The sequence below is a fragment of the Pseudomonas sp. AOB-7 genome, assembly GCF_003696305.1.
GTDB lineage: Bacteria > Pseudomonadota > Gammaproteobacteria > Pseudomonadales > Pseudomonadaceae > Aquipseudomonas.
In genome coordinates, this window is the sequence record NZ_RFFK01000011.1 from 56,142 (window position 1) to 67,129 (window position 10,988).

A 10,988-nucleotide genomic window follows, 5' to 3' on the forward strand; every position below is an offset into this window, starting at 1 on the left:
GCGCCGTGCGCACCGCAAGCCCCCGTCCGCGCCAACAGCCGGTGTAGCCCGGATGCCATCCGGGCCAGGGCTTGTCGGTCAAGGCGAGAGGATCAGCGGCCCACTGCTTTCATCGCCCAGCCGCCGCAATTCGCGGAACAACGCCTGCTCGTCGCCGAGCATCAGCACGTTGCGCAGGCTCTGGAAGATGCGGCTGACATAACCCAGGTCGTTCATCAGCGAGCTGGTCTGCAGGCCGTCCAGGCGGCCGCTGCGCACCTCGGCGAACAGACGCTGGCGAAACTTCGCGTCGAACTCCGCCGCCTGTTCGTCGAGCCAGCGCAAACGCGCCTGCCAGGCCTCCTCGGGCAGCTCCGAGCGGGCCAGCTCGCGCACCTCATGCAGGGTGACGAGCAGGTGGCGGCGCAGTTCCACATAGGCCTCGCGCACCGCCGAGGGCGGCGCGTCGAGGTAGTGGCCGAGGTTCTTCTGCAGGTGCTTGGCGTCCTTGACCGCGTCCACCAGTTGCAACGCGGCCAACTGGCAGCTGACCCAGAACCGCTGGTGCGCCTCGTCCATCGGCAGCTCCATGCGCCCCATGAAGCTCAGCAGGTCGCCGTACACCCCCTTGATATGGAACTGGTAGAGGTGCTCGGCATCGAAGCCGCCGCGCACCGGCCCGGCCTGCAGCAGTTGCTCATCCGCCCGCGCACGCGCCAACTGGTCCACCGGCAGGTAGAGTGCGTGACAGATCACCTCCAGGCTCAGCCGGCCGAGGTGGCCGAGCTCCTGCACCACCGCGCCGGAGGCGGCGTCCACCGAATCCAGGGCGCGCTCGCTGAGGTAGCGGGCGCGGGTGCGCTCGGGCTCGGCGACCGGCTCGGCCGCCAGTTCGGTGATCAGCACCTGCGGCTCGGCCCGCTCCGGCAACCAGCGGATCAGCCGCTGCGCCAAGCGTCCCTGCAGCGGCCAGAACAGCGCCACGCCCATGGCGTTGAACAGGGTGTGGAACATCGCCAGCTGGATCAGGCTGTTGTCGCCGAGGCCCAAGGGCTCGGCCAGGGCCTGCACCAGCCAGGTCAGCGGGCCGAGCAGACAGAAGGCCAGCACCCCGGTGGTGATGTTGAACAGCACATGGGCCAGGGCCAGGCGCTGACCGCTGCGGTTGCCGCCCAGCGAGCCGACGAAGGCGGTGGTGACGCTGCTGCCGATATTGGAGCCGATGGCGATCGCCAGGCTCTGGCCCAGCTCCAGCTGGCCGCTAGCCAACGCCGCCAGGGTCAGCATCAGGGCGGCGTGGCTCGATTGCAGCACCACGGTGATCGCCAGGCCGATGGCGGTGAACAGCAGCGCGCCGCGCAGACCGCTCGCCTGATAGCCGCTCATGTCCAGGCCGTCGCCGAAGCTGGCGAAGCCGTCCTTGATCTGGTCGATGCCGATAAAGATGAAGGCGACGCCCAGCACTATGCGCCCGGCCGCCTTGCTCTTCGGCCCGGCGAAACCGGCCAGCACACCGAACACCAGCAGCGGCAGGGCGAAGGGACTGAGGCTGAGGTTCTGCCCGGCCAGCGCCAGCAACCAGATGCCGCTGGTGGCGCCGAGGTTGGCGCCGAACAGGATGGCGATGCCGCCGGCCAGCTGGATCAGCCCGGTGCTGATAAAGGCGATGGTCAGCAGCGAGACCAGGGTGCTGGATTGCAGCAGCAGGGTGCCGCCGACGCCGAACAGCAGGCTCTTGAAAGGCGTCGCGGTGCTGCGCCCGAGGATCTGCTCCAGCTTGCTGCCGGCCAGCTGACGCAGCCCCTCCTCCAGGCACTGCATGCCGAACAGGAACACCGCCAGCCCGGCGCACAGCTGCAGCCAGCCCTCGCTGAACCAGAACGAGGCGGCCAAGCCCAGCACCACCAGCAGCAGGATCACCCAGCGCAGATAACGCATCGCCCGCCCTCCCTAACGCAAACGGCCCCTCGCCCCGTTAGGGAGCGAGAGGCCGCGGTCATGCAACCGAACGAATCAGTCGTGCTTGTAACCGCTGCTGGTGCAGCCCAGGCAGCGCACGAAGGCTTCCTTGCCCGGTTCGACCACCAGTGCCTCGGCCGCCTCACCGACGTTGCCGCCCAGGGCGGTGAACGGCAGGCTGACGACGAAGGCCACGACGCCGATGGCGGTGGCGCCGATCAGCAGCGGACGGGCGATCACCAGGTCGCCGATCATGGCATAGCCCTTCGGCGCCTCGACGGTATACAGGGGGTCGCCACTGACGTTCTGCTGCACCACTTCCGCCTGCGCCGGCAGTGCCAGCAGGCCAGAGGTCAGCGCCAGGACAGCAGCGGTCGTGCGAAACGGTTTCATGGGGCGATCCTTCAGGTTATTCGGGAAAGTGCCAGTAACTATAACAGCGCATTGGTAATTGTCAGCGTGACGGGCGTCAATCGCCATGAAAGGCGTATTGCGGCTTTTTCGGCACGTAGGGGCGGAAAAACGCCAGCATCGCCGCCAGATCGGCCTGCTCGTCGCCGGTGGGCTGGAAGGTCGGACCGATCACCACGCGGCGGTTCTGGTAGTCCAGCGCGCCCAGCACTATGGGCACGCCCGCGCCCAGGGCGATATGGTAGAAGCCCATCTTCCAGCGCTCGACCTTCTTGCGCGTGCCCTCGGGCGACAGCACCAGGATGAATTCGCGGTTGTCGCGAAACGCCTGCACCGCTTGCTCCACGGTGTTGCGCTGCCGTTCGCGGCGGATCGGGATGCCGCCCCAGGCGCGCATCAGGCCGCCGAACGGCCAGCGGAAGATGCTGTGCTTGCCGAACCAGCGGGCGTTCAGGCGCAGGACGAACTTCAGCGCGATAAAGATCACGAAGTCCCAGTTGGAGGTGTGGTGGGCGCCGATGGCGACGAACTTGTCGAGCCGGGGCAACTGCCCCTCGATGCGCCACCCCATGAGTTTCAGCACGCTGCGCCCCAGCCATTCGGCGGCCGGATTGCGCGGCAAATAGTTACCGGACATCGATCAACCTCGGTATTTCTTGTTGTTCTCGCGATCTGTCTGTTTCAGCGCTGGCACTTGGGACAGTAGACACTGGCGCGCTGGCCCAGCTTGACCTCGCGCAGGGTGCTGCCGCACAGCTTGCAGAATTCGCCGCCGCGACCGTAGACGAACAGCTCCTGCTGGAAGTAGCCGGGCTGGCCATCGCCGCCGACGAAGTCGCGCAAGGTGGTGCCGCCGCGCTCGATGGCATGGGCGAGGATGCGCTTGATCGCCTCCGCCAGTTTCTGGTAGCGCGCCCGCGAGATCGAGCCGGCCGCGCGGCGCGGGTCGATGCCGGCGGCAAACAGCGCCTCGCTGGCGTAGATATTGCCGACCCCGACCACCACGGCGTTGTCCATGATGAACGGCTTGACCGCCATGCTGCGCCCGCGCGACAGCTGGAACAGGCGCTCGCCGTCGAAGTCCGCGCCCAGCGGTTCCGGGCCGAGCTTGCTGAGCAGCTCGTGATGCAGCGGGTCCTCGCTCCACAGCAGGGCGCCGAAACGCCGTGGATCGGTGTAGCGCAGGGCCAGGCCGGACTCCAGTTCGATATCGACGTGCTCGTGCTTGGCCGCCGGCAGGCCGCACTCCACCAGGCGCAAGCTGCCGGACATGCCCAGGTGGCCGATCAGACTGCCGCTTTCGGCCTTGATCAGCAGGTACTTGGCGCGGCGCTCGACGCATTCGATGCGCTGGCCGGACAGGCGTACGTCCAGATCCTCGGGGATAGGCCAACGCAAGCGGCGCTCGCGCACTATCACGCGGCTGACGCGCTCACCGATCAGGTAGGGGGCGATACCGCGGCAGGTGGTTTCGACTTCGGGCAGTTCGGGCATGGCAGTACGGCTGGGAAAACGGCGGAGCGCCACCTTAGCAGGAGCGGCGCGTACAACGGTAGGCCGCTACAGCACCGCCAGGTCGCGAATGCTTTCGCGCAGGTTCTCGAAGTCGTAGGCGGACAGCCCCATGTACTCCAGGATCGGCTGCTCGATATGCCGCCACTCCATGTCCTCCGGCTGGGCACCGAGCACCCGGTGGCTCTCGCAGATGTGCTCGGCCATCTTGAGGATCGCCAGCAGGGTCTTCAGCGGCGCGTCGCGGCCGGTTTCGTCGGCGAAGATCGACAGCGCGTTGTGGTGGTTGGCGATCACCTCGCACAGCGCTTCGGGCAGGCGCCAGGAGCGCGCGGTGAAGTAGCCGACCACCGCATGGTTGGTGTTGAGCAGGCGGTTCTCGGTGTCGACCACGCGGCGCTCGTCGCTGGCGCTGGCGTAGGCCTCCTCCAGCACCGTCATGTAGCTGGGGAAGCGCTTGATCATCAGCGGGATGCCGCAGTTGTGGAACAGCCCCAGGGTGTAGGCCTCGTCCGGCGAGTGGTAGCCGAGGCGCTTGGCCAGGGTCAGGCAGGTCATGGCCACGTCCTGGGCGGTGTCCCAGAAACGGTTGAGCACCAGGATCGCCTCGTCGGTCAGCTCGCCCTTGATCGACTGGGCGTTGATCAGGTTGATCACCGTGTGGCAGCCCAGCAGGTTGACCGCCTGCTGGATCGAGGCGATGCGGTTGGCCAGGCCGAAGTGCGGCGAGTTGACGATCTTCAGCAGCGCGCCGGACAGCCCGGGGTCCTGGCTGATCAGCTTGGCGATGCTCTTCAGATCCGGGTTGGGCATGACCTGCTCCATCTGCAGGTCCACCATGATCTGCGGCTGCGGCGGCACGCTGATGCCCTGGAGGACTTGCTGGATCTGTTCGGCGGTGAGTTCGTAGACCATGGGACGCAGGTGCCAGGTGAGAAATGCGCCACAGTTTAGCCAAAGCACCGGGTCCCCCGCAGCCGACTTTTGCAACTGCCGGGCGCCCGCGCGAGCCGCTATAATCCCGCTCTTTTCCCCGGAGCCCGCCCATGTCCCTGCCCAGCCTGCGCTTGAAAGCCAACGCCGATCGACGCCTGCGCGCCGGCCACCTGTGGGTCTACAGCAACGAGATCGACGTCGCCGCCACCCCGCTGCACGGCTTTGCCGCCGGCGACCAGGCCGTGCTCGAAGCCGCCGGCGGCAAGCCGCTGGGCGTGGTCGCCATGAGTCCGAACAACCTGATCTGCGCCCGCCTGCTGTCGCGCGACGTCAAGCACCTGCTGGACAAGTCCCTGCTGGTGCACCGGCTCAACGTCGCCCTGAGCCTGCGCGAGCGCCTGTTCGAGCAGCCCTGCTACCGCCTGGTGTATGGCGACTCCGACCTGCTGCCGGGGCTGGTGGTCGACCGCTTCTTCGACATCCTCGTCGTGCAGCTGGCCTCGGCCACCATGGAAGCGCACAAGGACGAGGTGCTCGCCGCGCTGATCCAGGTGTGCAAGCCCAGCGGCGTGCTATTCAAGAACGACTCCAGCGCGCGCGACGCCGAGGGTCTGCAGCGCTACGTGGAAACCGCCCATGGCCAGGTGCCGGAATGGGTCGCCCTGGAAGAGAACGAGGTGAAGTTCGAGGCACCGGTGATCGCGGGGCAGAAGACCGGCTGGTTCTACGACCACCGCATGAACCGCGCGCGCCTGGCACCCTATGTCAAGGGCAAGCGGGTGCTCGACCTGTTCAGCTATATCGGCGGCTGGGGCGTGCAGGCCGCGGCCTTCGGCGCCAGCGAGGTGTTCTGCGTCGACGCCTCGGCCTTCGCCCTCGACGGCGTCGAGCGCAACGCCGCGCTCAATGGCGTCGGTGAGAAGGTGACGTGCGTGGAGGGCGACGCCTTCGCCGCCCTGCGCGAGCTGAAGAGCGCCGAGGAGCGCTTCGACGTGGTGATCGCCGACCCGCCCGCCTTCATCAAGCGCAAGAAGGACCTGAAAAACGGCGAGGCCGCCTACCGCCGCCTCAACGAAACCGCCATGCGCCTGCTCTCCAAGGACGGCATCCTGGTCAGCGCCAGCTGCTCCATGCACCTGCCCGAGGACGACCTGCAGAACATCCTGCTGACCAGCGCCCGCCACCTGGACCGCAATATCCAGCTGCTCGAACGCGGCGCCCAGGGCCCGGATCACCCGGTGCACCCGGCGATCGCCGAGACCCGCTATATCAAGAGCCTGACCGTGCGCCTGCTGCCCAATAGCTGAGCGATACACGCGTAGGTTGGGCTGAGGAACCCGCGACTAAGCCCAACCTGGTCGCGCAGTTCGTCCAGATCGGCCTGCCCCGCTGGGCTTCGCTGTGCTCAGCGCCAACCTACCGGGCCACACAGGCGGCGCGGCGGGCCAAGCGGGTGCGCCGCATCGCCCACCACGCGATCACGCGTCGTACCGATCAGCGCCCCGCCGCCCAACGTTCGAGCGGCGTGCACCTGCCGAGTGCGTGTCGGCAGGTGCCGCCCGCCCCGCTCGCTGTTACCTCCCCCCACACCGTCCTCGCATCCCGCCCAGGCTGGACTAGGCTTTAACCTGCGGAGCAGAGCGCCGCCGGCCAACCGTTCGTCGGCTGGCGTGCTTATTGCTTTTGGTTATTTACATAACGATCGGACCACACGACAGGGACGAATCGACTCAAGCAGTACGGGCGAGGCCACAAGCCGAGCCTGTCTTGATGGGCAATGGGGAGGACTATGGCTGCGCAGGCTGGGAACGACGCGTTCCTGCGATTCACCAATGTGAAGAAGACCTACGACCACAAGACGCTGGTGGTCAAGGACTTCAACCTCAACGTGGCCAAGGGCGAGTTCATCACCCTGCTCGGCCCCTCCGGTTCGGGCAAGACCACCTGCCTGATGATGCTCGCCGGTTTCGAGGACGTGACCAGCGGCGAGATCCTGATCAACGGCCGCAACGTCACCAGCATCGCCCCCTACGACCGCAACATCGGCATGGTCTTCCAGCAGTACGCGCTGTTCCCGCACATGACCATCCGCGAGAACCTCGCCTACCCGCTGAAGATCCGCAAGCTGGCCAAGGACGAGATCCGCGCCAAGGTCGAGGACTACCTCGCCCTGGTCGAGCTGCAGGCCTTCGGCGGCCGCTACCCCGGCCAGCTCTCCGGCGGCCAGCGCCAGCGCGTGGCCCTGGCCCGCGCGCTGATCTTCGCCCCGGACATCGTGCTGATGGACGAGCCGCTCGGCGCCCTGGACAAGAAGCTGCGCGAGCAGATGCAGTTCGAGATCAAGCGCCTGCACGAGCAGCTCGGCTTCACCGTGATCTACGTCACCCACGACCAGACCGAAGCGCTGACCATGAGCGACCGCATCGCCGTGTTCAACAACGGCGTGGTGCAGCAGTGCGCGCCGCCCCACGTGCTCTACGAGCGCCCGGCCAACCTGTTCGTCGCCGACTTCATCGGCGAGAGCAACAAGCTGGCCGGGGTGATAGAAAGCGTCGGCGAGGAACGCGTCGAGGTGCGCCTGGCCGACGGCGGCCTGGTCAGCACGCTCAAGGCCAACTGCACCGAGGTCGGCCAGCCGACCACGGTGTCGGTACGCCCGGAGAAGCTCAACTTCACCGACCGCCTGGGCGGCGCCGGCAACCAGGTCAAGGCGCGCTTCGTCACCCGCCACTACGTCGGCGAATACATCCGCTATCACTTCGAGACCGCCAGCGGCAGCGAGCTGGTGGTGAAGAACCTGAACGACAGTTCAGCCCCCAGGCTCAGCGCCCAGGAAGAGGTCGACCTGGCCTGGCTGCCGGAAGACAGCCAGGCCCTGGATCGCCCCGCAGTGCCGACGACGCCCTGACCCCACAACTAGTAGAAGCAAATGGAGCACAGCAATGGCTAGATCACTGACTACCAGCTTTTCCACCTTCGCCCTGTTGGCGGCCCTGGGGCTCGCTACGGGCGGCGCCAACGCCCAGGACAGCCTCACCGTGGTCTCCTGGGGCGGCGCCTACGGCGCGGCGCAGCAGAAACACGTGATCGATCCCTACCAGAAGGACAGCGGGGTCAAGGTGCTGTTCGAGGACTATTCCGGCGGCGTGGCCGAGATCAAGGCCCAGGTCGAGTCCGGCAATATCCAGTGGGACGTGGTCGACTTCGAGGTGATCGACCTCGAGCGCGCCTGTTCCGAAGGCCTGCTGGAAAGCCTCGACCACAGCACCCTGCCGCCGGGCATCGATGGCACCGCGGCCGCCCAGGACTTCATCCCCGAGGCCCTGGCCAGCGAGTGCGCAGTGGGCAATATCGTCTGGTCGGTGGTGTTCGCCTACAACCAGAACACCATAGGCGCGACCAAGGCGGCGAGCATAGAGGACTTCTTCGACACCGCCAAGATTCCCGGCAAGCGTGCCATGCGCAAGCGCCCGCAGGTGAACATGGAGTGGGCGCTGCTGGCCGACGGCGTGGCCCCGGAAGAGGTCTACGAAGTGCTGGCCACCCCGGAAGGCCAGCAACGCGCCTTCGACAAGCTGGCCAGCATCAAGAACGACATCGTCTGGTTCGACTCCTGGTCGCAGGCGCCGCAGCTGCTCAACGACGGCGGCGCGGTGCTGGTGCAGTCGGCCAACGGACGGTTCTACGACTCCATCGTGCGCGAGAACAAGCCGTTCGAGATCGTCTGGGACGGCCACGTCTACGACCTCGACGCCTGGGCCATCGTCAAGGGCTCGCCGAAGAAGGACCTGGCGATGGAGTTCATCAAGTACGCCACCGGTTCCAAGCCGCTGGCCGGCATGCCGGACGTGGCCTACGGCCCGACCCGCAAGTCGTCCATGCCGCTGGCCGACCAGAGCGCCACGCCGCACCTGCCCACCGCCCACCTGGACAAGGGCATCCAGGCCGGCTCGGAGTTCTGGGCCGACTACGGCGAGTCGCTCGGCGAGAAGTTCAACGAGTGGCTGTTGAAGTAACCCGCACCGACCCCTCTTCCTGTGGAAGAGGGGTCCGCTTTACGGAGTAGTGCCTTGTCATCCCTGACCACCAGCGAAGCCGGCCAAGCCGCCAGCGCCCGTCGCAAGAAACGCCTCGCCGCCTTTCTCTTCGTGGTGCCGCTGCTGGCCTTTATCCTGCTGACCTTCGTCGCCCCGATCGGCAGCATGCTGTGGCGCAGCGTGCACCACCCGACCGTGGCCGAACTGATTCCGCTGACCCTGGCCGAACTCGAGCGCTGGGAAGATCAAAGGCAACTGCCGGACGAACAGACCCTGCGGGTGTTCGCCGGCGAGCTGCACAGCCTCGACGAGCAGCGCCTGTCCGGCAAGCTGGCCGAGGAGTTCAACCGCGCCTTCGCCGGCATGTCCAGCGTGGTCAAGTCCAGCGCCCGGCGCATCGGCCGACTGGATGCCGAGGCCCTGCCGGAGCGCGGCGTCGAGACCCTGCTGGCGGCCCACGGCAACTGGAGCAAGCCCGAGCTGTGGTACGCCATCGCCCGCGCCGGCCAGCGCTACACCTACGACTACTACCTCACCGCGCTGGACCTGGAACTGCACCCGGAACAGGGCATTCAGGTGCGCGAGGACACGCAGATCTACCTGCAGCTGTATTCCAAGACCCTGAACATGGCGCTGGTCATCACCCTGCTCTGCGCCCTGCTCGGCTACCCGCTGGCCTACTACCTGGCGCAGCTGCCGGAAAACCGCGCCAACCTGCTGCTGGTGCTGGTGCTGCTGCCGTTCTGGACCTCGCTCCTGGTACGCACCACGGCCTGGATCGCCCTGCTGCAGACCAACGGCGTGATCAACTCCTTCCTCATCGGCATCGGTGCCATCGGCCAGCCCTTCGAGATGCTCTACACCTCGTTCGCCACAGTCGTGGCGATGACCCACATCCTCCTGCCGTTCATGATCCTGCCGCTGTACAGCGTGATGCGCGGCATCGACCCCAGCTACCTGCGCGCCGCCCTGAGCCTGGGCGACAAGCCGATTCCGGCGTTCGCCCGCATCTACTTCCCGATGACCCTGCCGGGCCTCAGCGCCGGCGCGCTCTTGGTGTTCATCATTTCGGTGGGCTACTACATCACCCCGGCGCTGGTCGGCGGCACCGACGGCCAGATGATCAGCAACATCATCGCCTTCCACATGCAGCGCTCGAACAACTGGGAGCTGGCCGCCGCGCTCGGCTCGCTGCTGCTGGGGCTGATCCTGCTGCTGTACTGGATCTACGACCGCTTCGTCGGCGCCAGCAATATCAAGTTGGGATGAACACAGGATGAAGACCCCCGCCTACTACGGCTTCTGGCATCACCTCGGCAGCTGGCTGCTCAAGGCCAGCTCCTGGCTGGTGCTGCTGTTTCTGATTCTGCCGATCCTGGTCATAGTACCGCTGTCGTTCAACGCCGAGCCCTTCTTCAGCTTCACCGAGGGCATGCTCACCCTGCAGCCGGAGGCCTACTCGCTGCGCTGGTACGAGCAGATCCTCAACGACCCGAAATGGATACTGGCGATCCAGAACAGCTTCTTCATCGGCATTCTCGCCACCGTCATCGCCACCGCCCTGGGCACCTGCGCCGCGGTGGGCCTGGCCCGCGACGACATGCCCTATCGCCGCTTCATCACCGCGCTGCTGCTGTCGCCGATGATCGTGCCCTTGATCATCACCGCCGCCGGCATGTTCTTCTTCTACTCCAACCTCGGCCTGGCCGGCAGCTACCTGGGGGTGATCCTGGCCCACGCGGCGCTCGGCACGCCCTTCGTCATCATCACCGTCACCGCCACCCTCACCGGCTTCGACTACAGCCTGGCGCGCGCCGCGCTGAACCTCGGCGCCACGCCGCTCAAGGTGTTCTTCGACATCATCATGCCGCTGATCCGCCCCGGGGTGATCTCCGGCGCGCTGTTCGCCTTCATCACCTCCTTCGACGAGGTGGTGGTGATCCTGTTCATGGCCGGCCCCCAGCAACGCACCATCCCGCGGCAGATGTTCTCGGGCCTGCGCGAGCAGATCAACCCGAGCATCCTGGCCATCGCCACCCTGCTGATCCTGGTGTCCATCGCCCTGTTGGTGACCATCGAACTGCTGCGCCGCCGCTCCGAGCGCCTGCGCGGCATCGAAATCCCCAACTGAGCGGCAGCGCGGCTGCGCCGGCA

The 10,988-nt window shown here is 66.6% G+C and carries 10 protein-coding genes; 5 read left to right on the forward strand and 5 right to left on the reverse strand.

Annotation, left to right across the window (positions count from 1 at the left end; genetic code table 11):
• Positions 1-78: 78 nt before the first annotated feature.
• The 5 genes from EA796_RS18390 to EA796_RS18410 form a co-directional block, all read right to left on the reverse strand.
• Positions 79-1,917 (reverse strand): Na/Pi cotransporter family protein, encoded by a 1,839-nt coding sequence (locus EA796_RS18390; protein ID WP_122109653.1) that lies wholly within the window; start codon positions 1,915-1,917, stop codon positions 79-81.
• Positions 1,918-1,992: 75 nt separating this feature from the next.
• Positions 1,993-2,331 (reverse strand): hypothetical protein, encoded by a 339-nt coding sequence (locus EA796_RS18395; protein ID WP_021445665.1) that lies wholly within the window; start codon positions 2,329-2,331, stop codon positions 1,993-1,995.
• Between the two features lie 76 nt (positions 2,332-2,407).
• Complete coding sequence (locus EA796_RS18400) at positions 2,408-2,986, reverse strand: lysophospholipid acyltransferase family protein (protein WP_021445664.1); 579 nt, start codon at positions 2,984-2,986, stop codon at positions 2,408-2,410.
• Positions 2,987-3,030: 44 nt separating this feature from the next.
• Positions 3,031-3,843, reverse strand: coding sequence for a bifunctional DNA-formamidopyrimidine glycosylase/DNA-(apurinic or apyrimidinic site) lyase (gene mutM / locus EA796_RS18405; RefSeq protein WP_122109654.1), 813 nt, complete (start codon positions 3,841-3,843; stop codon positions 3,031-3,033).
• A 66-nt stretch (positions 3,844-3,909) separates the two neighbouring features.
• Positions 3,910-4,722, reverse strand: coding sequence for an HDOD domain-containing protein (locus EA796_RS18410; protein WP_178082578.1), 813 nt, complete (start codon positions 4,720-4,722; stop codon positions 3,910-3,912).
• A 185-nt stretch (positions 4,723-4,907) separates the two neighbouring features.
• Here EA796_RS18410 and EA796_RS18415 point away from each other — a divergent pair, with 185 nt between their 5' ends.
• From EA796_RS18415 to EA796_RS18435, 5 genes are all read left to right on the forward strand, one after another.
• Positions 4,908-6,104: a class I SAM-dependent rRNA methyltransferase gene (locus tag EA796_RS18415; protein ID WP_122109656.1), complete on the forward strand. Its 1,197-nt coding sequence runs from the start codon at positions 4,908-4,910 to the stop codon at positions 6,102-6,104.
• A gap of 482 nt (positions 6,105-6,586) precedes the next feature.
• Positions 6,587-7,705, forward strand: coding sequence for an ABC transporter ATP-binding protein (locus EA796_RS18420; RefSeq protein WP_021445660.1), 1,119 nt, complete (start codon positions 6,587-6,589; stop codon positions 7,703-7,705).
• A gap of 34 nt (positions 7,706-7,739) precedes the next feature.
• Positions 7,740-8,813 carry an ABC transporter substrate-binding protein gene (locus tag EA796_RS18425; RefSeq protein ID WP_122109657.1) on the forward strand — a complete coding sequence of 358 codons (1,074 nt, stop codon included), beginning with the start codon at positions 7,740-7,742 and terminating at the stop codon, positions 8,811-8,813.
• Between the two features lie 54 nt (positions 8,814-8,867).
• Positions 8,868-10,103, forward strand: a complete 1,236-nt coding sequence (locus EA796_RS18430) for an ABC transporter permease (RefSeq protein WP_122109658.1) — start codon at positions 8,868-8,870, stop codon at positions 10,101-10,103.
• Positions 10,104-10,110: 7 nt separating this feature from the next.
• Positions 10,111-10,965 carry an ABC transporter permease gene (locus EA796_RS18435; protein ID WP_122109659.1) on the forward strand — a complete coding sequence of 285 codons (855 nt, stop codon included), beginning with the start codon at positions 10,111-10,113 and terminating at the stop codon, positions 10,963-10,965.
• Positions 10,966-10,988 lie beyond the last annotated feature (23 nt).

Bases quoted from the DNA above. Each gene is read 5' to 3' on its own strand.
- EA796_RS18395 (WP_021445665.1), bottom strand. From the start codon at position 2,331: ATGAAACCGTTTCGCACGACCGCTGCTGTCCTGGCGCTGACCTCTGGC.
- EA796_RS18425 (WP_122109657.1), top strand. From the start codon at position 7,740: ATGGCTAGATCACTGACTACCAGCTTTTCCACCTTCGCCCTGTTGGCG.
- mutM (WP_122109654.1), bottom strand. From the start codon at position 3,843: ATGCCCGAACTGCCCGAAGTCGAAACCACCTGCCGCGGTATCGCCCCC.
- EA796_RS18390 (WP_122109653.1), bottom strand. From the start codon at position 1,917: ATGCGTTATCTGCGCTGGGTGATCCTGCTGCTGGTGGTGCTGGGCTTG.
- EA796_RS18415 (WP_122109656.1), top strand. From the start codon at position 4,908: ATGTCCCTGCCCAGCCTGCGCTTGAAAGCCAACGCCGATCGACGCCTG.
- EA796_RS18435 (WP_122109659.1), top strand. From the start codon at position 10,111: ATGAAGACCCCCGCCTACTACGGCTTCTGGCATCACCTCGGCAGCTGG.
- EA796_RS18420 (WP_021445660.1), top strand. From the start codon at position 6,587: ATGGCTGCGCAGGCTGGGAACGACGCGTTCCTGCGATTCACCAATGTG.
- EA796_RS18400 (WP_021445664.1), bottom strand. From the start codon at position 2,986: ATGTCCGGTAACTATTTGCCGCGCAATCCGGCCGCCGAATGGCTGGGG.